Genomic DNA, 25,456 nt, shown 5'->3' on the forward strand with positions numbered 1-25,456 from the left:
CCAAACCGTAATCTATCAAATAAATAATGAAAAAAGATTTTACACCTAAACTATTCTCTCTCTTAAGACAAGGGATATCTAAGGAAGCCTCACAAAAAACATTCTTTTACTTTTAATATTTTATGGAAATATATACGACTGTATTGTTACATAACAGTAGTCGGAAGGTCTTTGGCCCCCCACTGATCTAAACTTTTTAAAATTGGGCCTAGCGATTTTCCACGGGCACTTAATTGATATTCTACTTTAGGAGGTACGACGGGGAAAACCTTCCGAGAAATGAGTCCGTCTTTCTCCAGTTCCCGAACAGTTTGGGTAAACATTTTATTGGAAATTTCCGGTACTTTCTTTTGTAATACGCCAGACCGCAATGGTCCTTCCAACAAATGAAACAACACCAAAGGCTTCCACTTTGTTCCGATCAAGCCCATGGTATAATTTAGGGGACACTTATTTTTGTTCATTTCAAATATTTAACTATTTGATATTCATCATTTTACTCATTTAGGTAACTATAGTACTTTTGGGTAAGTTATTGCCATTTGGGCAAATATAGGTTAATTTTGTGGCTTGAAATATATCCTATGAAAACAAGTAAAGATTATCCGAAGTCATTTTCACATATCGGCATTACTGTGCCGAATATTGAAGCAGCCGTAAAATTCTATTCCGAGGTAATGGGGTGGTACGTCATCATGGAACCATCAACAGTAAAAAAGGAAAGTGACACGGCCATCGGTCAAATGTGTATCGATGTTTTTGGTGAAGATTGGGAGTCTTTTGAAATTGCGCATTTGGCAACATCAGACGGTATTGGTATCGAATTATTTTCGTTCCCACATGGCGTTAAAGAAGCCCCAGAATTCAACCCGTTTAACACAGGGCTTTTTCATTTCTGTATTCAAGACCCGAATATTGAAGATCTTATAGCCAAAATTGTGTCCCATGGGGGCAAACAACGTATACCGATTCGGGAATATTATCCCCATGACAAACCTTATAAAATGTGTTATGTAGAAGACCCTTTCGGAATTGTATTCGAAATCTACACCCATAGTTATGAATTGACATATTCTTCGGGCGCATACGCGAAATAAATCACTGTTTAACACATTGCAAATCGTAAATTAAGCGATTGGTCTCTGCTTGGAGGCCAGTCGCTTTTTTGGTATGATGTCATGCTTTCATTTTAGGTTTTAAAGTGTATGGGGAAGGTTTTTTTTATCACCAAGCCGCTGCGATTAAAAGGTAACGGCCTAGAAGTCAATTATTCTACCGCAGCGGGTGGTTATGTCACTATCGAGTTGCTTGATGGCAACAACAATCCGATACCCAATTTGACGCATGCTATTTCAGAAAAATTGATAGGTGACGAGATTTCAAGAACAGTCATTTGGGAAAACCTCGCGGATCTTTCTACCTTAAAAAATAAAATCATCAAATTGAAAATAACATTGAAAGAAGCCGACCTTTATGCGCTGAAATTCAATGAATGATGGAATAGGCGCTATTTACCTCGGCAGTTTCCCGCCTGCGGCATTTTTTTATACCCTTGCGATATCCTATCTTTAATCTAGGATTTCTTCAGGGGTCCGGCACCTTAAAATTAGAAGCGATGAACATTATTTCATGGAACGTCAATGGCATACGAGCCGCCGTCAAAAAGGATTTTTTTGAAAAAATAGAGGAAATGTCCCCCGATATTCTCTGCATACAGGAAACCAAGGCTCAAGATGGGGAGGTCGCGGCTACCCTATTGCCTTTGGAAGGATATCAAATTGCCTATAATTCTGCCGAAAGAAAAGGATATTCAGGTACTGCGGTGCTAAGTAAAATTAAATCTAAAGATTTAACGCATGATATTGGCATCGCCGAGCATGACCTAGAGGGGCGCGTACAATGTGCCGAATATGAAAATTTCTATCTGGTGAACGTGTATGTCCCCAATTCAGGACAAAAACTGGAACGTTTAGACTACCGAAAAAAGTGGGATGCCGATTTCTTGGCCTATCTCAAGAATCTGGAAAAGACCAAACCCGTGATTGCCTGCGGCGATTTTAATGTCGCACACACGGCAATCGATTTGAAGAACGACAAATCGAACTACAACAAGACCGCAGGATATACCCAAATCGAAATCGACGGTATGGATAATTTTCTCAATTCCGGATTTGTTGATTCCTTTCGGCATTTGCATCCCGATACGGTAGCCTATACGTATTGGAGCTATCGTTTTAAAGCCCGGGAGCGCAATACGGGTTGGCGTATCGATTATTTCTTGGTAAGTAAGGTTTTGGTAGAAAAGATAAAGTCCGTGACGATTTTATCCGAAGTTTACGGATCTGACCACTGTCCCATACGTTTAGAAATCGATCTTTAAACGCCTAAATACCCCATAGCCGTCAGGCATCGATATCCCTTTCAGGCCCAACAAGTATAAATCGAGGGGAACGACGAGTGGCAAAATGACATCGGTCAGTTCTTGCTGTTTTTTTTGGGCTTACTTTTATCGGAAACACGGCCAATATGTCTGTAGATAATTTTGGAATCAAGGGGCTATCTGATACAGAGGTGACCCAATCAAGAGAAATCCACGGAACAAATACGCTTACCGGCAAAAAGGAAAACGAAATTTTAGCGGCGATCAAGGATATTCTAAAAGAACCTATGGTGATTTTACTATTGGTGACTTCTGGTATTTATTTTATTAGCGGAAATTTCGGTGACGGCATTTTTATGGTTTCGGCCATACTATTGGTAGGTTCTATATCACTCTATCAAGATTCTAGGAGCCGCAGGGCACTCGAAAAACTAAAAAGCCTTACTCAACCCAACTGCACGGTTATCCGAAATGGGGAAGTAGTTAAGATACCCAATGAAGAACTTGTCATCGGCGATAGCCTTATGGTAGCTGAAGGGGAAACCATACCGGCCGATGGGCCTATTGTCTATTCCAGCGATTTCTCGGTCAATGAATCCATTCTTACCGGTGAATCACTTTCCGTATTTAAAGATGCCGACAAATCTGACAATCGTGTACATCGTGGCACTGCAGTAGCAAGTGGTATGGCCATAATTACCGTAAGTGCCATCGGCGACGGTACACAACTCGGTAAAATAGGAAAAAGCCTTGAATCGATTCAAACGGAAAAAACACCCCTTGAGAGACAAATATCAAACTTTGTAAAGAAAATGGCCATTGCCGGAGTGCTTACTTTTCTTTTGGTTTGGGGTATTAATTATTTTAGGTCGTACGATGTTTTAGATAGCCTACTCAAAGCCCTTACCCTTGCGATGAGTATCCTCCCCGAAGAAATCCCCGTTGCTTTCACCACTTTTATGGCTTTGGGATCGTGGCGGCTTATGAAAATGGGTATCGTGGTCAAACAAATGAAGACCGTAGAAACTTTAGGGAGCGCAACCGTCATTTGTACCGACAAGACGGGTACGTTGACAGAGAATAAAATGAGTTTGGTGAAACTTTACACCTTAAACTTAAAAAGAATTCGTTCGGTGAAAGAGGAATTAGCTCCCGAAGAAAAGGAGCTGATAACCGTGGCAATGTGGGCGAGCGAACCCATTGCCTTCGACCCGATGGAAATAGCGTTACATGAGGCCTATTCAAATTTAACCACAACCGATGAGCGACCGAACTATACAATGGTTCATGAATACCCATTGGGAGGAAAGCCACCAATGATGACACATCTTTTTGAGGATGACAAAGGCCATCGTATAATCGCTGCCAAAGGCGCACCGGAAGCCTTTCTAGAAATTTCGAACTTGACAGCCGAAGAAAAAGAACAGCTTTTAGAAAACATTGGAATTTTAGGAAAAGAAGGGTATCGCTTGCTAGGCGTGGGGACCGCCTATTTTAAGGGAACGGGGTTTCCTAAAAGACAACAGGACTATCACTTTGAATTTAAGGGGATTGTTGCATTTTATGATCCTCCGAAAGAAAACATACGAAACGTACTCCAAGACTTTGACAAAGCCGGTATCGTTGTCAAACTGGTGACCGGTGACAATGCCGCAACGGCATCTGCCATAGCCAAAGAAATTGATTTTAAATATTATGACAAGGGCATTTCGGGCGATGAGTTGATGCAACTGAATGACTCCGAACTGCGGCAAACGGTTAAAAATACTTATGTGTTCACCAGAATGTTTCCCGAAGCCAAATTGCGTATCATCAATGCAATAAAAGCAAACAACGAAATTGTGGCAATGACGGGTGATGGTGTAAACGACGGACCAGCACTTAAAGCCGCACATATCGGTATTGCCATGGGCAAAAAAGGGACGGAAATCGCAAAGCAGGCGGCTTCATTGAACTTGGTTGACGATGATCTCTCTAAAATCGTGGATGCCATCGCCATGGGCCGAAAAATCTATTCCAACCTTAAAAAGGCGATACAGTATATTATCTCTATCCACATACCAATCATTTTAACGGTTTTTATACCTCTGGCCTTGGGATGGGCCTATCCCACCATATTTTCGCCATCACATGTTATTCTTTTGGAATTGATCATGGGGCCCACCTGTTCTATTATCTATGAGAACGAACCCATGGAGAAAAACACAATGGCGCGAAAACCGCGACCTTTTACGACCACTTTTTTTAAATTTAAAGAACTGGTAACCAGTATTATTCAAGGGTTGGCAATTACTTTCGGAGCACTATCGGTATACCAATATGCCGTACTGGTGAATTTTGATGAATCCGTCACGCGAACCATGGTTTTTATGGTATTGGTTTGCGCCAATATCTTTTTGACCCTCGTCAATCGTTCCTTTTACTTTTCGATAGGAACCACGCTAAAGTATAAGAACAAATTGGTTCCTTTGATAATCGGCATCACGATTATCATGGCCGCCTTACTACTTTTTGTCCCACCCTTGACCAAGTTTTTTGAATTCACAACTTTAACTGCAAATCAATTGTTGGTTTCCTTATTTGCAGGCAGTGTTTCCGTACTTTGGTACGAACTGGTCAAAATGTTCAGAAAATCAAAAACGGGATAGCTACTGTTTCGTTTATAATTTTTGTCCGAATGCCAAGTCCCCCGCATCACCGATTCCAGGAAGAATGTACCCCCGGCTGTTTAATTCCGGGTCTATGGCTGCAATCCACAAGTGCGTATTTTCGGGAAAAACCTTTTCAAGGTACTCGATACCCGGAGCGGCACCAATTACGCCCATAATGTGAATTTGCTTTGGTATGCCATGCCCTGCAATTGCCCGCAGTACATTTTCTAAAGTCTTGCCCGTTGCCAGCATCGGGTCTGCCAATATTAAAGTTTTATCGGTTAAGGAAGGTGAAGCCAAATATTTGACGATAACCTCAAAAGCATCTTCATCATCATAATGGTTTCGATAAGCGGAAATGAATGCATTTTCGGCATCGTCAAAATAATTCAATATACCCTGATGTAAAGGCAGGCCTGCCCGTAAAATGGAACATAGTACCAGTTTATCTTTGGACAACAACATTTCTTTGCTTCCCAAGGGTGTTTCTACAATTTCACGATCATAACTCAGGGTCTTGCTCAATTCATAGCTCAATACTTCCCCAATGCGCTCGATATTCCTGCGAAACCTCATGGCATCCTTTTGAATTTCCCTATCCCGTATCTCCTTTACAAATTGTGTTAACCTCGAATTGAAAGCCCCTATTTCATGAATGATCATTTGACATCATATTTATTTAAAGATACTGATTTCAGCAAAGTTATGGGCAAGTATTGTAGATTACATCATTGTAACGGGTTCAAATTAAACACATGTAAATTTTGGTGCATACGACCACGTAATATGACGATAAACCATTTAAAAATTTTAAATTTGGAATATGCAGGTTTTCGATAATCACAACAACAATATATTCAATCTTCTTTCTGAGGGCGTATCTGAAGGCATCATCGTTGTCAACACCAAACAGATCATTACGGCGACCAATTCTTCGACCGAGCAGATGTTCGGCTATGATAAAAATGAACTTATCGGGAAGCATCTCGATACCCTTATCCCAAAAAGATACCTAAAGAACCACGGTCACCATGTCGAAAATTTTGTCAAAAAAAGCGAGAAGCGACAAATGGGCCATGGCCGTGATTTGCACGGTATTCGAAAAAATGGTGAGGAGTTTGCCGTAGAGGCCGGCTTAAACCCTTTTGAATTGTTCGGTTCGACCTACATAATGGCACTTGTCATCGATATTACCGAGCGCAAGACAAGGGAAAGGGAACTTAGCCATTGGGCCCGTATTTTCGATGAATCATTGAACGAAATCTATGTTTTTGACGCCGAATCATATCATTTCACCAATGTGAACAAAGAGGCACAGCGTAATATAGGCTATAGTATGGAGGAATTGGAGACCATGACCCCTGTTGACATTAAACCCGAATTGAATAAGTCGGAGTTCAAAAATCTTATCGCTCCCCTATTGAACGGCCAAAAGCAAAAATTGAAGTTCGAAACTATACATGGCAGAAAAGACGGCTCGACTTATCCTGTAGAGGTTCATCTTCAACCATCGGCAGTTGGTGACAAAAATGCCTTTGTCGCCATAATTCTAGATATTACAGAACGGAAGAACTACACTCAGAAACTCGAAAAAACCGTTGAGGAACGCACCAAACAATTAAGGGAGGCCTTAATCAAAGAAAAAGAACTGAACGAACTAAAGACCCGATTTTTATCTTTAGTATCCCATGAATTTAAAACACCGCTTAGCGCCATACTGACATCAGTCACGCTGTTGGGCAAATACAACTTGACCGAGCAACAAGAAAAGCGCGACAAGCACGTGACGACAATTCGAAACAAGGTCAAATATTTAGATACAATTTTAAATGACTTTTTATCGGTAGAACGCCTAGAATCGGGCAAAGTGAATTACAAAATCGAAGATTTCCCGCTCAGTAAAATTGTCAACGAAGTTATCTATAACGCCAATATGCTTCTCAAAAACGGACAACGCATACAATATCCTGAGATAATTGACGATCTACTTATAACTTTCGATGAGAAGACCTTAGAGCTCGTACTCTCGAATTTAATTCATAATGCCATAAAATACTCTCCCGAAGATTCCACAATAAATATTCTGATAGAAGAAGACAATGACAAATTGTGGTTAAAAATTGTTGATCAGGGCATTGGTATTCCTAAAAGTGATCAGAAACATATTTTCAACCGCTATTTTCGCGCTGAAAACGCAGTATTGACCCAAGGAACCGGTATAGGTCTGAACATTGCCAAGCAGCATCTTGAAAACTTGGGGGCTGCCCTTGATTTTTCCAGTGAGGTAAACAAAGGCTCGACTTTCATTGTTAAAATACCTAAAAAACTTAATACCCAATAGCGTATGAAAACAGTTTTATTGATTGAAGACGACAGGGCATTACGAGAAAATACCGAAGAACTCTTGGAGCTTTCCGGCTATTCCGTTTTAACAGCTCCGAATGGAAAAATTGGAATAGAAGTAGCGAAACAAGAACTTCCAGATATTATTGTTTGCGACATTATGATGCCCGAAATTGATGGCTATGGAGTACTGGAAAACCTTTCGAACGATCAAGAAACACAGCACATTCCGTTTATTTTTCTTTCCGCTAAAACAGAGCATAAAGAGATTCGAAAAGGAATGGATCTCGGTGCTGACGATTATTTGACAAAGCCCTTTGACGAAGAAGACCTCATCAGTGCCATAGAAAGCCGATTGGCAAAGACCCAACTCTTAAATCGCATTCCAAAAAAATCGCCGAATACGTTTGGGGTTTCCGAGGATGAAATGCGCACCTTGCACGAACTGAAAAACTTTTTTGACGACAACGGGGAAACCGTAAGTTTTGACCCTGGAGACACGGTGTATCAAGAAGGTATGCACTCGCATAAAATATATTTAATTTTAAAAGGAGTTGTCAAATGCCATAGTATGGATGCTGACGGCAAAGAATTGACCACATCACTTTACAGGGCCGATGATTTCTTAGGATTTACATCGGTCATGAACAACATACCCTACCAAGAATCGGCCACTGCCTTAGAGCAGGTAGAACTTGCAGCCATTGCCAAAGATGACCTTAAGACCATTCTTGAAAAAAACCATAACATCTCTTTGGAGCTTATGGAACTCTTTGCCAACAACCTCAGTGAGGCCAAAGCACAATTGCTACAAATGGCATATAGCTCAGTTCGAAAAAAAACCGCTCAGACACTTTTACAATTCGCTGAAATCATGAACAACAAAAAGGATGATGATATTAAAATCTCCCGAAATGACCTGGCCAGTGTCGCCGGTATTGCTACAGAAAGCCTTATCCGCACCCTTTCGGGGTTTAAAAAGGAAGGACTCATCAGTATTGAAGGAAGAAATATACGCATCAAGCAACTGAAGGCCTTAGAGCTTATGAGTTAATACCCTGGCCTTTCGGGTAACTTGAGCCTGCGAAACAATATATCATGCATTTTGATGCGTTGCTTAGGCTTCTTAAAAATTAAAAGATAAACCCTCTAGGGAATTATCTTCTCGAACTGACCGAAATCATAGTCTTTTAGTTTTTCGAACCTTAATTTTAAATCTATTTAAATTTAAAATCATGATACGAATTCTATGTCCTACCGATTTTTCGGATAATGCCTACCAAGCCATTACATATGCACTACGTGCCTACAAAAATGAAGAATGCACGATTTATTTATTAAATACGTATACCCCTGCAGTTTATCAATCGGAATATCTTATCGGAAGTCCCGGTCAGATTGGTTTGGGCGATGTACTACAAACCGCTTCAACTACCCAATTGGAAGAGCTTAAAAATAGGCTGATAGCCGAGTTTGACAATCCCAATCACAGTTTCATCATTCATTCGGCATTTAATACACTTTTGGGAGAGATTTCAGAAACCGTAGCTGCCGAGAATATCGATGTGATCGTTATGGGAACCAAAGGGGCTACCGGAGCCCAGGAAATTCTATTCGGAACCAATACGGTACATGTTATAAAAAGGTCTAAATGCCCAGTAATTGCTGTCCCTCCAAGGTTTGAATATGAGGCACCTAAAGAAATTTTATTCCCAACGGATTATGAAATCGAATATGACAAACCGCTGATTGAGCCATTGCTGTTAATTGCGGGGAACCATAAATCCCGAATAAATGTTATGCATGTACACACAGGTTTAGCGTTAAACACAATACAGCAAAATCATAAAGTATTGCTTGAAAAGTTATTGAGTTCTACGGCCCTTTTCCATGAAGTTCCGAATAATGAAATTATCAGTGCGGTGAATGCCTTCCAAGCCGGTAGTAAAATAAATCTCTTGGTGATGGTACAAAATAAGCACACGTTTTTAGAACGTCTTTTTATAGAGCCGATCATCAAAAAAATAGGGTTTCATGTAACCATACCATTTATGGTTCTTCCCCAAACCTAAAAAATCTGGCAAGATTGTAACCCAACGGGCTAAAAACTGCGTTGAAACAAATGATAGTAGGCCTCATTTGCCTTTATTCTATCTTTAAAATCACGAACTGAAGTTTGGGTATCGATTACCAATAACTCTATGCCCGCCATTTCGGCAAAATCTTCCAAATATTCGATAGTCAGTGCTTGGCTATACACCGTATGATGGGCTCCTCCGGCAAGAATCCAAGCGGTGGCCGCTATTTCCAAATTGGGTTTGGCATCCCATAATACCCTTGCGACGGGAAGTTTTGGAAGTGCTTCCCCGGGTTTTACAGCTTGCACCTCATTTACAATTAACCGGAACCTATTGCCCATATCTATCAAAGACGCATTGATGGCACTCCCTGGTGGCGAATTAAAAACCAAGCGAACAGGGTCTTCCTTACCACCGATGCCCAACGGATGAACCTCACACGCTACTTCCTCATCAGCCACTGACGGACATATTTCTAGCATATGGGAGCCCATCACATAGGCCTTTTCAGGGGTAAAATGATAGGTATAGTCTTCCATAAACGATGTACCCCCGTTCAAACCGAAGCTCATCACTTTCATGGCCCTGAGCAGGGCTGCCGTTTTCCAATCGCCTTCGGCACCAAATCCGTAGCCATCGGCCATCAAGCGCTGTGTGGCTATGCCCGGCAACTGTTTGAGTTCCCCCAAGTTTTCGAAAGTATCGGTAAAAGCCTTAAAGCCCCCTTCCTCTAAAAATGCCCTGAGCCCCAATTCTATTTTTGCGGCATCGACCAAAGATGCCCTTTTTTCACCTCCCGCTTTTAAAGATGGAGTCAAATCGTAGCTTTCATCGTATACCTGTAATAACCTATCTAAATCGCTATCGGAAATTTTTTCAATATGCGCTACAACATCGGATGCATCATACCCATTTACCGAAAAACCAAAACGCAGTTGCGCCTCGACTTTATCGCCATCGGTAACTGCGACCTCTCGCATGTTATCACCTAAACGAGCCACTTTCAGGTGTTGAAATTCATCCCACCCCAGTGCTACTCTGGACCAAATACCAATTTTTTTTTGAATGGATCCATTTTTCCAATGTCCCACAATCACTTTTCGATTTTTGCGCATTCTCGACATAAGAAAGCCGAATTCCCTGTCGCCGTGAGCCGATTGGTTTAGGTTCATAAAATCCATATCAATAGCATCCCAAGGTATCTCGGCATTGAATTGCGTGTGCAAATGGCAGAGTGGTTTGGTCAAAACGCTTATCCCTTTAATCCACATTTTCGCTGGAGAAAAAGTGTGCATCCATGTAATAATTCCGATACACTTTCTATCTGAGTTGGCATTAAGGCAGATATCCGTAATTTCTTGGGGGGTCTTGACGGTAGGTTGAAAAACGATTTTTACCGGAACATGATCTGATGCATCCAACCCAATGGCTATTTCCTTAGCATTCAATGCTACCTGTTTTAAGGTATCGGCTCCGTACAAATGTTGACTTCCCGTTACAAACCAAATTTCCTTTGCAGTTATGTCAATGCCCATAAATTTATGTATCTGTACTAATTATTGTCCGTAATACGCGTCTTTACCATGTTTCCGGTCGTGGTGCTTTTTTATTAGCGAATCTTTTAATCTTAAAGCTTCGGGATTTATTTGAAGTGTTAAACAAGCCATTTGCGCAACGGCTTCCAGCACCTTACTGTTATAAACGGCTTTTGCCGCAGTTTCTCCCCAAGTAAAGGGACCGTGGTTACCCAATAAAACCATCTCGACTTCGGTATGGGAAAGTCCCTTTTCCTTAAAACACTCCATAATCTGTATGGCCGTATTATGTTCGTAATTGCCCTCAATAAGATTATCTTTCATAGGTGGGGCGCACGGGATATCTACCGTCAAATGATCGGCATGGGTCGTTCCAAAAATAGGAATGTCTTTCTGTGCCTGTGCCCAAGCAACAGAATAAGTGGCATGTGAATGGGCAATGCCTCCGATGTCTTCCCAATTTTTATAGAGCAAAGCGTGGGTTTTGGTATCTGACGAGGGTCGTAAACTACCTTCAATGCAATTAGTGTCATAATCGACCACGACAATATCTTCAGCCTTTAGTTCTTCATAAGGAACCCCGCTAGGTTTTATGGCAAAAGCACCTGATGGCCGATCTACAGCACTGACATTACCAAAAGTACAAATAACAAGCCCCAAGGCGTTGAGTTGCATATTCGCCTCGTAACATTCTCTTTTCAACTCTTTATACCTAGAAACCATCTAGCTGTTTTTAGTACACCCTTCCTCTATAAAGTTACCCAGATTTTCGTAAGATTTTATAAGTTGTTCATAAACTGCTACCGCTTCGGGCTGTGGATGGTATTCCGCTTCAAAATCACTTCCCATGCTTTTGGCAGCTTCTATGACATTATCGTAAATTCCTGCTGCTACTGCAGCATAGATGGCTGCTCCTAAAGCTGGTGCCTGATCTGATTCGGCCACTTTGATAGGCATGTTCATCACATTGGCCAAAGTTTGCATGATGAATGGTGATTTTCGGGCTACGCCCCCAATACCGATAACACTACTTATTGCCACACCTTCTTCTTGAAATCGCTCGGCAATTTTTTTTGAACCAAAGCAAATGGCATTCACCAAAGCCTTAAAAATGTGAGGGGCGTTACTCCCTAATGACAAATTCGAAATAGCGCTCTTGAGATTCTGATTAGCATCGGGAGTTCGGCGGCCGTTAACCCAATCTAGGGCAGTAGGTATGCTTTCCGATAAGGGAATCGCCTCGGCTTGTTCCGAAAGTTTCTTTATAAAATTTGCATCTATCTCCGACTTCAGTTTTTGCTTTTGTTCATCGGTAAGTACTTCAGAGGTCAGTACCAAGTTTTCAACAGGCCATGAAAGCACCTCTTTAAACCAGGCCAAAACATCACCAAAAGCAGACTGACCAGCTTCTAAACCAATTAAACCCGGTATTACCGAACCGTCTACCTGGCCACATATGCCGCGAACGGTTTTTGAACCTATTGCCTCTTGGGGAGCGACTATGACATCGCAGGTCGAGGTACCCATGACACGTACCAGTGCACCTTCTTCTATTTTTGCACCTACCGCACCTGAATGTGCATCAAAAGTACCGACGGCAACCACAGTTTCCGTTGTTAATCCTAGTTTTTTCGCCCATGTCTCGCTTAAATGGCCCGCGACCTCATCAGAGGTATACGTTTCGTCATATAGCTTACTTCTAAGTTTCGCCAAATAAGGATCAAGACGTCCTAGAAAATCTTCTGACGGCAAACCGTTCCAATCGGCATGCCACATCGCCTTATGCCCAGCGGCACATCGGCTTCTTTTAAAAGACTTCAAATCGGTATGGTCGGTTATCATAAAAGTCATTAGGTCGCAATGTTCCATCCACGTGTGGGCTGCCTCTTTTACGGTTTTATCTTCTCTTGTAACATGTAGAATCTTTGCCCAGAACCATTCCGAGGAATAAATGCCGCCTTCATAACGCGTGTAATTCTCCCCTCCCCAGTTGGCAGCCAATTCATTAATTTCATCAGCCTCTTTGATAGCCGTATGGTCTTTCCAAAGCACCATCATTGCATTTGGATTCTCTTCAAATCCCTCGACCAAAGCCAATGCGGTACCCTCTTCAGTTACAGGAACGGGAGATGATCCCGTGGTATCAATACAGATTCCTTTTATAGACTTTGCGTCGACTTGACTTTTTGAAACTACCGTTTTTATAGTATGTTCCAATCCTTTAATGTGGTCTAACGGATGTTGTCGAAACTGATTAAGGGACGCATTGCAATACGCTCCCTTCTTCCATCGTTCATACCAATATACTTCAGAAGATAGCTCTTTTCCATTCTCAGTATCGATTAACACGGCACGTACGGAGTCTGTACCGTAATCTAAGCCAATAACATATTCTTTCATATTCGAAAAATAAGACACTTCGCAAGATAGTGCAAATATTTTGCAAGTGTTTATTATACACCAAAATGTTCCATGACCTAAATGGTCAGTCATTCCTAATACTCCGTGTCAACTTTCCTGGTCAATTGATTACAGCAATAGTTTCAAAACCAAAAAAAATATACATCCAAAGTATTTCATCAAATATCAAAACACAGACCATAGCCAAGCATTATCTGACCGAATAAAACTTGTTATAAAGTTTTATTTTGATTATTTTAATTGTCGTTGATTCCGATTGCATAAGCTGAGGCTTTTTCAGGTAACGCGGTTAACCGTATCCTGTAAAATAAACATATTCTGTTAATCAAATCTTATGGTGAACCAATGGCTTATTTGTAAGAGTTATAAACTGATTTTTCAAAGACTATTATGGAACTCAACGACTATTCAAGTGGAGATAAGGTTTTATTAGCGGTTGATTGCATTATCTTCGGTTTTGACGAGGAGGACTTAAAAATTCTTTTGGTCAAAAGAAATTTCGAACCTGAGTTGGGAAAATGGTCCTTGATTGGAGGATTTCTTAGAAAGGAGGAAAATTTGGACCAAGCCGCTATTCGAATACTCCATCACCTTACAGGGTTACACAACATTTACATGGAGCAATTTTATGCATATAGCAAAGTCGATAGAGATCCCCTGGAACGTACCGTTTCCGTTGCCTATTATGCCTTGATAGATATTGCTGCGCACCACGAAGACCTTGTAAATTTGGATACTGCACATTGGTTCTGTTTAAAAAATGCGCCTAATTTAATATTTGACCATGATGACATGGTCAAAAAGGCCATGGCAACACTGCAACGGAGAGCCCAGAACAAACCCATAGGTTTCGAGCTTCTACCCGAAAAGTTTACCATGCGGCAGTTGCAAAAGCTTTACGAATCTATTTTGAACAAAAATCTCGACAAACGCAATTTCATCAGTAAAGTAATTTCGCTGGGTATTTTAGAGAAACTAGATGAAAAAGACATGACAATGTCGAAAAAAGGGGCGTATTTATACCAATTTGATCAAGAAAAATACAATAGGAAGGTAGAAGAAGGGTTTAACTTTAAAATTTAAGGCACCCTTATAAAGACGATTTTCGAATCTTTAATTTTGGCTCGATTACTACGCTTTTTTCAAGGAGCACCTTGGTATTTTTCACCTGTTCGAGAAATACTTCTGCGGCCATCTTTCCCATTTTCATAGGTGATTGATCTACTGTGGTTATGGGCAGCTCCATAAACTTGGTAAAGGGTTCATTACTGAAACCAACAACCTTGACATCTTCAGGAATCCGTAAACCCATCTCTTTTAATTGCTGAATTGCACCAAGTGCCGCAAAATCACTAGCCGAAAAAATCGCATCGGGCCTAGGATTTAATTTCATTAATTTTTTTACGGCTTTCTTACCCGCATGAATATCGCTCTGCCCCTTCACGACATACCCCTTGGGGCATTTGATATTGTGATCTACCAAAGCCTGCTTGTATCCTGCCATTCTTCTTTGATAAATATCAAGCGCCCAATCTCCCGAAAGGTGGGCTATTCGTTTTGAACCGTTTACTATCAAATGTTTTGTGGCTTCATACCCCGCTTGAAAGTCATCTAAGGTGACGGTACTTACACCTTTCATATCGACTTTTCGGTCGAAAAAGATAATAGGCACTTTTTTTTGCAGCACATGGTCAAAATGATCAAAATTCTTAGTATTCTTTGAAACTGAAACCATCAATCCGTCTATCTGAGCATTTAAAAGGGCATTAAAGTTTTTGAGCTCCTTTTTTTCGTCCTCTTGAGATTGGCAAATAATTACGTGGTACCCCTTCGGATATAATTCCTCCTCGATACCCCTAATGATTGAAGAGAAAAAATTACGGTCGATAAAAGGCACTACTACACCTACTGTATTGCTCTTTCCGCTTTTAAGTGCCAGAGCAAGCTTGTTCTGTTCATAATGCATCTCGTTGGCCATTGCCAATACTTTCTTTCGTGTAGCTTCGCTAATCTTGGGATTATTGTTTAACGCACGTGACACCGTAGCTGCCGTAATGTTCAACTTTTTGGCAATGTCATAAATTGTAATCTTACCCCTCATAGCTTTTACTCAAAAGATACATCCTGCCATATACTTACAACTTTAATAACCGAATGGTCTATATTGTATACTTAACACCACAGAAAAAGTACCGCACTTTATACCAAGGTTCGGCTTTAGCATTTTACCATGCCAAACCGGCCACCAATTTAGCGCCTTTTCTCGACACGTGGGTATAATCATGCCCTCCTTTAATAAAATAGTCGGTTTTACGGGAATCAAATTCAGAAAAGGTTTTTTCGGCTTTCAGGATTATAGACAATGTGCCATAACCTATTGTAATTTGTCAAATCAATGACCTCAACGTTTTGCCTTTAAAACATTCTTTTCTAGCGCCACTTGAAAGCAAAGTAGGTACATAAATTCCCGGTCGGATTTCGAACCCCATGTGTGGAACCCGAATTTATAAAATAGAAATCCCCGGCAGTACCGCTGTACTCCTTATCATCAATCGTAATTTCCGTTTCGCCCGATAACATCAAAATAATCTCGGTTTCAACGTGCTTGTGCGGGGCATGGCTCGGTCCTTTTTTATTCAATTGGGTGGAGTGCAACTCGAAACGCTCACACATCGCCGTAGGTCGATCAAAATAAGGGTATCTACCTCCGCGTTCATTCGGAACAAGCTCCAAATCTTCACGATCCAGTCGCATCGACCCACCATTGGAAAGCCCTCTTGCTATTTGCATAGGTTTCTTAGACCGGTAGCGCATGACATAATAGGTCAGGTTTCCATCTCCCACATTTTCAATGGAATGTAATTGTTGGGGCAACAGTAAAACCACACCGCCAGCCCTTAGTATTTTACTTTCATCATCAAAAGAGACCTTTGCCTCACCTTCTTTAACGATGATCAGCTCTTCAATATCTTCATTGGCATGTAATGTGCTTGGTTGTGCACCTTTCAATTGGGTAGAAGCATGGATCCCAAGATATTCGAAATGAGGAGAAGATCCTGCCAATATAACGCGAGACTCTCGGTCTTCCGTATATTTTACAGGGTGGTCGACCCACCGATAAATACCCTCCTTTACCATCTCCGATTGTGCAAAAATGAGCGTTGAAAAAAGACTTAATACAACTGTCACTTTAGTTTTCATGATGGCAAGTTTAGAACGATTAATGGAACTGTAAGGTACAAAATTGTACTTCATGAATCTTAATCCCTTATTGTCAATTCGGTAGGGGCCTTTCATACGGTTATTTATAAATAGCATGTTTTTTGTGCAAGCATTAAAAATTATTCCCGCCAACCATTAGGCAGTATGTTCTTTTCGGTATTTCATGGGGGACTGACCGTGTAACTTTGTAAATTTTTTATAGAAAAATGGTAGGGATTCATACCCACAATCGAAAGCAATTTGCGATACTGAGGCATCGGTATCGAGCAACATTCTAACTGCGATGTTGATCCGATATTCATTTAAAAAAGTAAAAAACGGACGTCCCATCATTTTGGTAAAAAACCTCGAAAATGATTGTTCTGTCATACTGACCAAATCGGCTACCTCTTTTAAATATATTTTTCGGTTAAAATTTTCGGCCACAAAATCATGTATTCTAGCCATGCGACTACCATAGTCTGAAGGAAGGTCGTTTATAAAACTAACTTCAGATAATGTTCTATAAGAGCATTTTGAAAGTTCCACAAGGGCAATCAATAACTGTATATAGAGTTCAGGTCCTTCCAATTGCGAAAAGTACTTCAGTGAACCTATAATAGGTTCCGTTTCGGTTTTATCAAAAATAAGTCCCTTGGACGCTGTTCTCAACATGTTAAAAACAGGTGTTAATTCCGGTACTTTTGGAAATACCCCTCTATTCCATTGTACCACTACCGACTTCGATTGACCACTTTGACCGGTATTGTTTTTCCAACAATGCGGAAGATTCGATCGCAACAATACCAATTCCCCCGGTTCATAAGAACCAACATAGTCTCCTATCAATTTGGTGCCGACACTTTCCTCAATATAGGTCAATTCATGTTGTGGATGAAAATGCCATGGCGTCTCAAAGTTTTTTCTTTCATGATAAAAAGCTGTAATCGTCTTTTGTTCTCCTAAATGAATCGGTTCTAAAATCGGTTTCATAACATCGGTAAAAAAAGATAATACGAGACATTTTTATAAAATCAAAAACTATATGAGCTGATTTTAATAATTTATTTTATCCCAAAATTAGTTAAAATGAATCCAATCACGACAGAATAAGTTATTTATTGGTTAAAAAAGGCAACTTATACGCATAATTTTATCTGCAATTTTGTAAACCGTATCCAACCCATTCATCAAGACAACGAAATGAAAAAAAGTGAGCTTCCTGACCCATTTGAAAAAGCCAGATTGACCAAAGGCTATGGCGAGATGAACGATCAAAATGATCCGGTAGCCATGTTATTGCGACATAAAGATGTTCGCAAAAGTGCCCATAACTGGAAGACGTTTACCTCGGCGGCCGTTCCTGGCCGCATCGTGGTACCTTCGGAAGTCAATATACGGGATACCCGTCAAATTCCTTTCGAGGTTGACCCTCCACTACACCGTGACTATCGCGCCCTTGTAGAGCCTTGGTTCAAACGTCCGTTGCAACCGGAATATCAAGAAAAATTAACTTCACAAATCTCCTCCATTGTTGATGAAGCATTGAAAAAGGAAACCGTAGAAATTGTCAACGATTTTGCGCTTCCTCTACAATCAAGGGCCTTAACGCTTTTATTGAATACCCATTTTTCAGAATCTAAAACTTGGATCTCATGGGGTACGCATGTTTTTCGAAGTGAAGGCGAAGCATTGGATGGCGACAAAGCCAACATTCTGTACGACTATATCGACACCGAAATAGGTCGTGCCATTGGAAACCCGGGAGAAGATATGTATTCGATGCTATTAGCTTCTGAACTCGACGGAAGAAAATTGACCAAGGAAGAGGTCAAAGGGGTAATGGTACTGACATTTGCGGGAGGTCGTGACACCATAATCAATGCGGTTACCAATGCCATCGCCTATTTGGCCGAACATCCCGAGTCACTTGAACGTTTGCGAAATGAACCTGAAATTACGGGCAAGGCCGTAGAAGAAATGATCCGTTATTTTTCCCCTTTGACACATATGGGTCGTGTAGTTACCGAAGACACTCAAGTTTGTGAACATGCGTCGAAGGTCGATAGCCGCATTTCTTTATGTTGGGCATCCGCTAATAGGGATGCTTCGGTTTTCGAAAATCCGAATGAAATTGTGTTGGACCGAAAAATAAATCCGCATGTAGGTTTTGGTTTCAGTCATCATAATTGTCTTGGCGCAACGCACGCCCGGCAACTAATGAAAATTTTACTATATACTTTGGCAGAAAAAGTAGCCTCTTTCGAGATTCGAGATTATCAAGATAATATTGAAGATCTGGAGGAATTTCAGCGAAAAGTAGGCTATAACCGTATCAGCATAAAATTTAATCCAGTAAAAAAATAATTTATGGCTAAAATCACATTTATTACCAGTGAAAACGAAACTATAATTTTAGAAGGTACTGAAGGTTCGGTCATGGCACTTGCCGTTGAGAACGGCGTCAGAGGCATTGACGGAGACTGCGGGGGCGTTTGCTCTTGTGCTACCTGTCATGTTCATGTAGCACCCGAAGATATAGATAAGACCGGGGTTGCCAGCGAAATTGAGACCGATATGTTGGAGTTGGACGATAACGCAGATGAATATAGCCGATTATGTTGCCAATTGGAAATAAACGAGGCGCTTGATGGAATCGTATTGACAGTTGCGAAATAAACCAACAAAAAAGTCGATGTCGCAAATTCTAAAGCACCAAAAAACTTGTGTGGTTATCGGTGCAAGTCATGCGGGCGTAAATTTTGCCTTTGCCTTGCGAAGAGAAGGCTGGGAAGGTGCGATTATCTTATTTGACGCAGACCCCGAACTACCGTATCACCGCCCTCCCCTATCGAAAGCCTATTTAACCGGTGATGACGAAATAGATAAAAATCTTTTGAAGTCGGCCGAAAGCTATCAACGGGATAACATAGCACTTAAACTGGGCGTCTCGGTATCCCGTATTGACCGAAAAGAAAAAAAAATTGTTCTCCACGATGGCAGCATACAGGCCTATGACAAGCTGGTCATCGCCACCGGTGCCCGACCGATTATGCCTGTTATTCCCGGTACAACCACTGCTAGAAATCTATTTCCGTTGCGCACAGCAGCACATGTTTCAGAAATACGCGCTCGCATTAAAAGCGGTTCTGTTACAAAAGTGGTCGTCATTGGCGGGGGGTATATTGGACTCGAAACCGCTGCTTCTTTACGAAAGTTAGGAGCCGATGTAACCGTATTAGAGCGTGAAGAACGTATTCTCTCAAGAGTTACGGCCCCAGAAATGTCCGTTTTCTTTCAACGGCTCCATGCACAACACCAGGTTGACGTACTTACGTCTAAAAATGTAGTTTCAATTGAAACCAACAGCGAATTCAACGAAGTAGTCTGTGCGGACGGTGATCGCTTTAAAGCCGATATGATTATTGTCGGTGTAGGCATTCATGTCAACATGGAAATAGCCAAAAAAGCTGGATTGTCAATAAAAGATGGTATACAAGTAGATGCATCTGCCCGAACAAACGATGAGCACATTTATGCCATCGGTGATTGTACATTTCATTACAACCCACATTATAATCGTTTTATCCGCTTAGAATCGGTACAAAATGCCGTCGATCAGGCAAAGGTCGCCGCCGCAGCCATTTGCGATAAACAGCCCATTTATAATTCAATCCCCTGGTTTTGGTCAGATCAGTACGATATAAAATTGCAAATGGTAGGACTCTCCCAAGGTTATAATCAAGTTTTGGTGCGCAAAGATCCAGAAAACGAAAAAAGTTTTTCGGTTTGGTATTTTAAAGACGATTCCCTTTTGGCTGTAGATGCCATCAATAATGCAAAAGCCTATGTTTATGGCACGAAATTCATAAAAAGTGGAGAAAAATTAGATAAATCGAAACTGTCAGACCTTTCAGTGGAGTTCAAGCCAACAAATTTAGTGTCAGAATAAAGGGTTTTACAAAAATAAGGGCGACCTTAATAAATAAACAAAAAATATGTCAATTCAATCTAAAAGCGCTATCGCCAAAGGGGATGGCACCTTTACCATAGAAAACGTAACCCTCTCCGATCCGAAGGCCGACGAAGTTTTAGTACAAATAAAAGCGGCCGGACTCTGCCATACCGATTACGATTCCCTTTCATGGGGAAAACCCATCGTAATGGGTCATGAAGGTGCGGGAATTGTTAAAAAAGTGGGGTCGGCGATAAATGAGTTAAAAGAGGGGGATCAAGTTATCTTAAATTGGGCGACGCCCTGTTTGAGCTGTTTTCAGTGTCAAGAAGGCAATCAACATATTTGCGAAAACAATTCTCCCGTAGTCGCAGGTGCTAACGGACACACCCCCGGTCATGCTCATTTACAAAGTACCCAATGGCAGGGCCAGCCAATCGAACGGTCCTTTAACCTTGGCACCTTAAGCGAATATGCATTGGTCAAAGAATCGGCATTAGTCAAAGTAAATGAACAAAATCTGAATTTTTCAGCGGCCAGTATTGTAAGTTGCGGGGTAATGACGGGGTTTGGCTCCGTGGTAAATGCCGCTAAATTAACCGCTGGAAGTTCGGTAGTCGTGCTCGGTTGTGGTGGTGTTGGTCTAAATGTTATCAATGCCTGTGAAATTTCTGGCGCAGGAAGAATTATTGCGGTCGACATCAATCCCAAAAAGCTCGAACTGGCGCAACAATTTGGTGCGACAGCCGTTATTTTGGCCGATAAGGCGGATCAAGGTCTGAGCGAAGTAGCCGAAAAAGTAAAGCATATGCTCTCGGGCCGAGGAGCCGATTATGCCTTCGAATGCACTGCCATTCCTGCTCTGGGGGCGGCACCTTTGGCGATGATACGAAACGCAGGTATAGCAGTTCAAGTAAGTGGTATCGAGGAAGAAATCACCATTGATATGCGTTTGTTCGAATGGGACAAAATTTATATAAACCCCCTATATGGAAAATGTCGGCCACAAATCGATTTTCCGAAATTGATGCAACTTTATAAAAAAGGAGATCTTAAATTAGATGAAATGATTACCCGAGAGTATCAACTTGAAGATTTACAGCAGGCATTCAATGATATGTTATCGGGGGAAAACGCCAAAGGCGTAATAATTTTTAAATAATACCTACAAATAGATTAATTCGCCATTATTTTTAGTGCATTTTCAAACCATTACTAAATACCGAAACCAAATGAGTAGTTTTAGAACCATCGAACTTTCAGATAACAATTATGAAAATGATGGATTACGGTTTTTGACCGTCAAAACAAAAAACTTAAAAGGAAGAGGCGACATTTGCCTTTTTGTGCCCAAAGTGAGCGAAGGCGTTACCAATCTGCCCATTTACATCTTATTACATGGCGTATACGGCAGTGCTTGGGTATGGGCCATGAAAGGTGGAGCACACCGAACGGCACAAAGATTGATGGACAATGGAACGATACGCCCTGCAATCATTGCCATGCCTTCAGATGGTCTTTGGGGTGATGGTTCGGGATACCTGCCTCATCTGGAAAAAAACTTTTCAGAATGGATTGTATCAGACGTGCCCAATGCTATTATTGAAAATATTCCACAAGCCAGTGTTGAATCGGAACTTTGTATCGGCGGCCTCTCCATGGGTGGTTACGGAGCGCTGCGCTTAGGTATACAGAATCCTCATAAATTCAAAGCCATTTCGGCCCACAGCGCCATTACAAAATTTGAGGAGATGGGTGATTTTGTGGAAGAATCCCTTAGTTCTTACGGTGTTAAAGATTCGGAAACAGCTGTTATCGATGCCGTTAAGAATCATAAAAACAAAATACCCAGCCTTCGTTTTGACTGCGGAACTTCAGACGACTTGTTAGAAGCTAATCGCCTTTTGCACCAACAATTGCTGAATTTGAAGGTAACTCATGTCTATCAAGAATTTGAGGGTGGTCATGAGTGGCCTTATTGGATTGAACATGTGAAAGACAGTTTTCTTTTTTTCAATGGGCAAGTAACACCAAATCCGTCCTAGTCCAATACCTTTAAATATTCATTTTATTTGCTCAAAATAACAGAGCGATCGATTGTTGTACCGATCAATTCAAAGTACAGATATCGTAGGGGTATTGCGAAAATGTTTTATGTCGTAGTCTATTTCTTCTTCAAATACGTAGTACCTATATCATTCATCAGTAAATTATTAGTATCTTAAGAAAATATTCTTATAAAGTTTAAGGAATTGAGTGCAGCCAACAAAAAGCCGGAGCTACAAGAGGAGTATCGCAAAATTTTTATAGAGCAAGCACCTACTGCCATTGCGATGCTCGACAACAACATGTGTTATATTGCCGTATCTCAATCTTGGATTCGGGACTATGGCTTGGAAGGAAAAGAAATCATAGGTCTCTCGCATTACGATGTTTTCCCTGAAATAAGCGATGATTGGAAAGCCATTCATCAAAAGTGCCTAAAAGGTGCCACCGATAGCTGCGAAGAAGCCCCTTTTCGACGTGCAGATGGTTCGATACAATGGATTCATTGGGATGTAAGCCCGTGGCACAATACCGAAGGGGTTATAGGCGGATTGATAATGCACACCGGCGACATTACCCATCACAAGAAAAAAGAGCGAGAAAAAGAACGTATCGAGGAAATACTGGAAGAAACAAATAAAATTGCACGCATAGGCACTTGGGAATTAGACCTTGCGACCAATGAAGTGTACTGGAATACCATCACTTCTGAAATTTATGAAGTACCAGAAGGATATAAACCTAATTTTGAGGAGGCCTTAAATTTTTTTAAAAACGATCAAAGTCGAAAAAAAGCGAAAAATGCAGTAAAGGATGCCATAAGCCATAGGTCGTATTTTGATATTGAATTGGAACTCACAACGGCAAAAGGAAATACCCGTTGGATACGTGTGGTGGGGAAATCAGAGTTTGTAAATAACAAACCTAGTCACCTCTTTGGAATAATTCAAGACCTCAGCAAATTAAAACTTTCGGAACAAGCCTTAAATAGGGCCCATGCCGAACTAAAGGCAATATTCAATTCTGAGTTCATAAGCATTATCTCTACCAATGCAGATGGAATTATCAACAACTTTAATCGAGGAGCAGAATCTTTGTTGGGGTATTCGGCTTCCGAAATAGTCGGTTTAAAAAAACCGAGCATTTATCTTATTGAAGAAGATACCCTTAGATTTAGAAACGATTTGGCAAAACGATATGGAAAAGACCCCTCCACCTTTAATCATTATGTAGATCTGCCCGAAAAAGATTTTAGTGATACAAGGGAATGGATCTACCGAAGAAAGGATGGTTCAACATTCCCAGCACTTTCTACCCTCTCCGCCATTAGAAATAACAACGGTAGAATTGCAGGTTTTGTAGCGGTCGCGACAGACATATCCGAAATTAAAAAGGCACAGACCGAACTGCTGAAAAAAAATCAGCTCTTGAATTTTGCGGAGCAGATTACCGCAATGGGGCATTGGCAATGGGACACGGTTGCCGATAAAGTAAAATGGTCTCAAAACCTATACAAACTTGTCGAGCTAGAAGAAGAGACCGTTGACCTAAAATTTGACACCTATTTTGGCTTCGTTCATCCAGAAGATAAAGAAATTGTCTCCCAGCATTTTGAAAAATCGGCGAACGATAAAAGGTTTGACAGCTTTATGCATCGTATCATAACTACGGGCGGAACAACAAAAACGATTCAACTTTTAGGCAAAGTCATTACCGACAGAGCAGGTAACGTTATAGAAATGATCGGTACGGCTCAAGATGTAACCGAAATTAAAAAGGCCGAAAAAAAATTCCGAGGGCTTCTAGAGTCTGCCCCTGACGCCATGGTAATTGCCAACGAAAAAGGAAAGATCGAACATATTAACAGGCAAACAGAAGAGTTATTTGGCTATACCACAGAAGAATTATATAAAAAATCTGTGGAGGTACTTATCCCGAATCGGGTTTTTTCATTTCCTAAGACTAGAATAACAACTGAAGGAGAAGAACTTTATGGTGTTCATAAAGATGGGCGGCAAATTCCTGTTCAAATTAGCTTTAACCCATTATACCCCGAAGATGGACCAATAGTCGTAGCCGCGATAAAAGATGTTACCACCCAAAAATTGGCCGAGCAGAAACTTATCGAGGCCAAAGAGAGTTTAGAAGTCATAGCCCAGAAACTATCTAACCAAAATAGGCAACTGGCTGATTTCACCCATATAACTTCACATAATTTAAGAGCACCCGTCAGCAATCTTATTTCGTTATTGGAAATATATAATTATACGGAAAATGAAGAAGAACGTAAAGATTTGTTCGGCAAGTTTGAGACGGTCATTCAACACCTCACTTTAACCCTTGACACTTTGGTCGACGCGTTAAAAACAAAGATTAACGATTCCGATGAAGATTTAGAATATATCGCCCTTGACAATATTCTGAACAATACAAAAGAAATTTTAAGCGGAAAAATTCTGAAGTCAGGCGCCGTAATTAGAAGTGACTTTTCTAAAGTTCCGAATATTCGCTATAATAAGATTTACATGGAAAGTATTTTCCTTAATTTGGTCGGAAATTCAATAAAGTATAAATCAGAAGCCCGTTCACCTGAAATATCGATTACCTCTGAAATTAAAGACGGAGAAATAATACTAAAATTCGAAGACAATGGTTTAGGTATTGATATGGAAAAACATGGGCATAAATTGTTCGGATTGAACAAAGTTTTTCACAGACACCCGGAAGCAAAGGGTGTCGGTTTATTTTTGACGAAAACACAGATTGAAGCAATGGGAGGTGTTATTTCGGCATCCAGTGAGGTAAATGTGGGCACCACCTTTACCATAAATTTTAATTAATTCTTT

22 protein-coding genes are annotated in these 25,456 nt (G+C 40.9%); 14 read left to right on the forward strand and 8 right to left on the reverse strand.

Annotation, left to right across the window (positions count from 1 at the left end; genetic code table 11):
* Positions 1–146: 146 nt before the first annotated feature.
* Positions 147–464, reverse strand: coding sequence for a helix-turn-helix domain-containing protein (locus AACZ88_RS19690; protein ID WP_339714164.1), 318 nt, complete (start codon positions 462–464; stop codon positions 147–149).
* Positions 465–584: 120 nt separating this feature from the next.
* Between AACZ88_RS19690 and AACZ88_RS19695 the strand changes: the two genes are divergently transcribed.
* The 4 genes from AACZ88_RS19695 to AACZ88_RS19710 all read left to right on the forward strand — a co-directional run bounded on the left by AACZ88_RS19695 (position 585) and on the right by AACZ88_RS19710 (position 5,028).
* On the forward strand, positions 585–1,097 hold the full coding sequence (locus tag AACZ88_RS19695) for a VOC family protein (protein ID WP_339714167.1): 513 nt from the start codon (positions 585–587) through the stop codon (positions 1,095–1,097).
* Positions 1,098–1,205: 108 nt separating this feature from the next.
* A complete protein-coding gene (locus tag AACZ88_RS19700) occupies positions 1,206–1,496 on the forward strand; it encodes a hypothetical protein (protein ID WP_339714169.1) in 291 nt (96 codons plus the stop codon).
* Positions 1,497–1,615: 119 nt separating this feature from the next.
* Entirely contained in the window at positions 1,616–2,380 is a 765-nt protein-coding gene (locus tag AACZ88_RS19705; RefSeq protein ID WP_339714172.1) for an exodeoxyribonuclease III, read from the forward strand.
* 146 nt (positions 2,381–2,526) lie between these two features.
* Positions 2,527–5,028 (forward strand): cation-translocating P-type ATPase, encoded by a 2,502-nt coding sequence (locus tag AACZ88_RS19710; protein ID WP_339714175.1) that lies wholly within the window; start codon positions 2,527–2,529, stop codon positions 5,026–5,028.
* A gap of 12 nt (positions 5,029–5,040) precedes the next feature.
* On the opposite strand, the gene upp is transcribed toward AACZ88_RS19710, so the two are convergent.
* Positions 5,041–5,694 (reverse strand): uracil phosphoribosyltransferase, encoded by a 654-nt coding sequence (upp, locus tag AACZ88_RS19715; protein ID WP_339714178.1) that lies wholly within the window; start codon positions 5,692–5,694, stop codon positions 5,041–5,043.
* 160 nt (positions 5,695–5,854) lie between these two features.
* Here upp and AACZ88_RS19720 point away from each other — a divergent pair, with 160 nt between their 5' ends.
* The 3 genes from AACZ88_RS19720 (at position 5,855) to AACZ88_RS19730 (ending at position 9,446) form a co-directional block, all read left to right on the forward strand.
* Entirely contained in the window at positions 5,855–7,372 is a 1,518-nt protein-coding gene (locus AACZ88_RS19720; protein WP_339714181.1) for a PAS domain-containing sensor histidine kinase, read from the forward strand.
* A gap of 3 nt (positions 7,373–7,375) precedes the next feature.
* Positions 7,376–8,428, forward strand: a complete 1,053-nt coding sequence (locus AACZ88_RS19725; protein WP_339714184.1) for a response regulator — start codon at positions 7,376–7,378, stop codon at positions 8,426–8,428.
* Between the two features lie 181 nt (positions 8,429–8,609).
* Positions 8,610–9,446 (forward strand): universal stress protein, encoded by an 837-nt coding sequence (locus AACZ88_RS19730; protein WP_339714187.1) that lies wholly within the window; start codon positions 8,610–8,612, stop codon positions 9,444–9,446.
* Positions 9,447–9,475: 29 nt separating this feature from the next.
* On the opposite strand, the gene araA is transcribed toward AACZ88_RS19730, so the two are convergent.
* From araA to AACZ88_RS19745, 3 genes are read right to left on the reverse strand one after another with little or no spacing between them, the layout of a single operon-like run.
* Complete coding sequence (araA, locus tag AACZ88_RS19735) at positions 9,476–10,987, reverse strand: L-arabinose isomerase (RefSeq protein ID WP_339714189.1); 1,512 nt, start codon at positions 10,985–10,987, stop codon at positions 9,476–9,478.
* 21 nt (positions 10,988–11,008) lie between these two features.
* Entirely contained in the window at positions 11,009–11,710 is a 702-nt protein-coding gene (locus AACZ88_RS19740) for an L-ribulose-5-phosphate 4-epimerase (RefSeq protein WP_339714191.1), read from the reverse strand.
* Positions 11,711–13,387: a ribulokinase gene (locus tag AACZ88_RS19745; protein ID WP_339714193.1), complete on the reverse strand. Its 1,677-nt coding sequence runs from the start codon at positions 13,385–13,387 to the stop codon at positions 11,711–11,713.
* Positions 13,388–13,798: 411 nt separating this feature from the next.
* On the opposite strand from AACZ88_RS19745, the gene AACZ88_RS19750 reads away from it, so the two are divergent.
* Complete coding sequence (locus tag AACZ88_RS19750; RefSeq protein ID WP_339714195.1) at positions 13,799–14,491, forward strand: NUDIX domain-containing protein; 693 nt, start codon at positions 13,799–13,801, stop codon at positions 14,489–14,491.
* A gap of 7 nt (positions 14,492–14,498) precedes the next feature.
* Here the strand turns inward: AACZ88_RS19750 and AACZ88_RS19755 are convergent, their stop codons facing one another.
* From AACZ88_RS19755 to AACZ88_RS19765, 3 genes are all read right to left on the reverse strand, one after another.
* Complete coding sequence (locus tag AACZ88_RS19755; protein WP_339714198.1) at positions 14,499–15,509, reverse strand: LacI family DNA-binding transcriptional regulator; 1,011 nt, start codon at positions 15,507–15,509, stop codon at positions 14,499–14,501.
* A gap of 329 nt (positions 15,510–15,838) precedes the next feature.
* Positions 15,839–16,609, reverse strand: a complete 771-nt coding sequence (locus AACZ88_RS19760; protein WP_339714200.1) for a cupin domain-containing protein — start codon at positions 16,607–16,609, stop codon at positions 15,839–15,841.
* Positions 16,610–16,765: 156 nt separating this feature from the next.
* Positions 16,766–17,602 (reverse strand): AraC family transcriptional regulator, encoded by an 837-nt coding sequence (locus AACZ88_RS19765; protein ID WP_339714202.1) that lies wholly within the window; start codon positions 17,600–17,602, stop codon positions 16,766–16,768.
* 210 nt (positions 17,603–17,812) lie between these two features.
* Between AACZ88_RS19765 and AACZ88_RS19770 the strand changes: the two genes are divergently transcribed.
* From AACZ88_RS19770 to AACZ88_RS19795, 6 genes are all read left to right on the forward strand, one after another.
* Positions 17,813–18,976, forward strand: coding sequence for a cytochrome P450 (locus AACZ88_RS19770; RefSeq protein WP_339714205.1), 1,164 nt, complete (start codon positions 17,813–17,815; stop codon positions 18,974–18,976).
* A 3-nt stretch (positions 18,977–18,979) separates the two neighbouring features.
* Positions 18,980–19,288, forward strand: a complete 309-nt coding sequence (locus AACZ88_RS19775) for a 2Fe-2S iron-sulfur cluster-binding protein (RefSeq protein WP_339714207.1) — start codon at positions 18,980–18,982, stop codon at positions 19,286–19,288.
* A 16-nt stretch (positions 19,289–19,304) separates the two neighbouring features.
* The gene (locus tag AACZ88_RS19780; protein WP_339714209.1) at positions 19,305–20,561 is read left to right on the forward strand and encodes an FAD-dependent oxidoreductase; all 1,257 of its coding nucleotides are present in this window, start codon (positions 19,305–19,307) and stop codon (positions 20,559–20,561) included.
* Between the two features lie 46 nt (positions 20,562–20,607).
* A complete protein-coding gene (locus tag AACZ88_RS19785) occupies positions 20,608–21,726 on the forward strand; it encodes an alcohol dehydrogenase catalytic domain-containing protein (protein WP_339714212.1) in 1,119 nt (372 codons plus the stop codon).
* A 70-nt stretch (positions 21,727–21,796) separates the two neighbouring features.
* Entirely contained in the window at positions 21,797–22,609 is an 813-nt protein-coding gene (locus AACZ88_RS19790; RefSeq protein WP_339714215.1) for an alpha/beta hydrolase-fold protein, read from the forward strand.
* Positions 22,610–22,816: 207 nt separating this feature from the next.
* Positions 22,817–25,450: a PAS domain S-box protein gene (locus tag AACZ88_RS19795; protein WP_339714217.1), complete on the forward strand. Its 2,634-nt coding sequence runs from the start codon at positions 22,817–22,819 to the stop codon at positions 25,448–25,450.
* Positions 25,451–25,456: the final 6 nt, after the last annotated feature.

This window comes from uncultured Kriegella sp., from assembly GCF_963975415.1.
Taxonomy (GTDB): domain Bacteria; phylum Bacteroidota; class Bacteroidia; order Flavobacteriales; family Flavobacteriaceae; genus Kriegella.

Bases quoted from the DNA above. Each gene is read 5' to 3' on its own strand.
- AACZ88_RS19690 (WP_339714164.1), bottom strand. From the start codon at position 464: ATGAACAAAAATAAGTGTCCCCTAAATTATACCATGGGCTTGATCGGA.
- AACZ88_RS19695 (WP_339714167.1), top strand. From the start codon at position 585: ATGAAAACAAGTAAAGATTATCCGAAGTCATTTTCACATATCGGCATT.
- AACZ88_RS19700 (WP_339714169.1), top strand. From the start codon at position 1,206: ATGGGGAAGGTTTTTTTTATCACCAAGCCGCTGCGATTAAAAGGTAAC.
- AACZ88_RS19705 (WP_339714172.1), top strand. From the start codon at position 1,616: ATGAACATTATTTCATGGAACGTCAATGGCATACGAGCCGCCGTCAAA.
- AACZ88_RS19710 (WP_339714175.1), top strand. From the start codon at position 2,527: ATGTCTGTAGATAATTTTGGAATCAAGGGGCTATCTGATACAGAGGTG.
- upp (WP_339714178.1), bottom strand. From the start codon at position 5,694: ATGATCATTCATGAAATAGGGGCTTTCAATTCGAGGTTAACACAATTT.
- AACZ88_RS19720 (WP_339714181.1), top strand. From the start codon at position 5,855: ATGCAGGTTTTCGATAATCACAACAACAATATATTCAATCTTCTTTCT.
- AACZ88_RS19725 (WP_339714184.1), top strand. From the start codon at position 7,376: ATGAAAACAGTTTTATTGATTGAAGACGACAGGGCATTACGAGAAAAT.
- AACZ88_RS19730 (WP_339714187.1), top strand. From the start codon at position 8,610: ATGATACGAATTCTATGTCCTACCGATTTTTCGGATAATGCCTACCAA.
- araA (WP_339714189.1), bottom strand. From the start codon at position 10,987: ATGGGCATTGACATAACTGCAAAGGAAATTTGGTTTGTAACGGGAAGT.
- AACZ88_RS19740 (WP_339714191.1), bottom strand. From the start codon at position 11,710: ATGGTTTCTAGGTATAAAGAGTTGAAAAGAGAATGTTACGAGGCGAAT.
- AACZ88_RS19745 (WP_339714193.1), bottom strand. From the start codon at position 13,387: ATGAAAGAATATGTTATTGGCTTAGATTACGGTACAGACTCCGTACGT.
- AACZ88_RS19750 (WP_339714195.1), top strand. From the start codon at position 13,799: ATGGAACTCAACGACTATTCAAGTGGAGATAAGGTTTTATTAGCGGTT.
- AACZ88_RS19755 (WP_339714198.1), bottom strand. From the start codon at position 15,509: ATGAGGGGTAAGATTACAATTTATGACATTGCCAAAAAGTTGAACATT.
- AACZ88_RS19760 (WP_339714200.1), bottom strand. From the start codon at position 16,609: ATGAAAACTAAAGTGACAGTTGTATTAAGTCTTTTTTCAACGCTCATT.
- AACZ88_RS19765 (WP_339714202.1), bottom strand. From the start codon at position 17,602: ATGAAACCGATTTTAGAACCGATTCATTTAGGAGAACAAAAGACGATT.
- AACZ88_RS19770 (WP_339714205.1), top strand. From the start codon at position 17,813: ATGAAAAAAAGTGAGCTTCCTGACCCATTTGAAAAAGCCAGATTGACC.
- AACZ88_RS19775 (WP_339714207.1), top strand. From the start codon at position 18,980: ATGGCTAAAATCACATTTATTACCAGTGAAAACGAAACTATAATTTTA.
- AACZ88_RS19780 (WP_339714209.1), top strand. From the start codon at position 19,305: ATGTCGCAAATTCTAAAGCACCAAAAAACTTGTGTGGTTATCGGTGCA.
- AACZ88_RS19785 (WP_339714212.1), top strand. From the start codon at position 20,608: ATGTCAATTCAATCTAAAAGCGCTATCGCCAAAGGGGATGGCACCTTT.
- AACZ88_RS19790 (WP_339714215.1), top strand. From the start codon at position 21,797: ATGAGTAGTTTTAGAACCATCGAACTTTCAGATAACAATTATGAAAAT.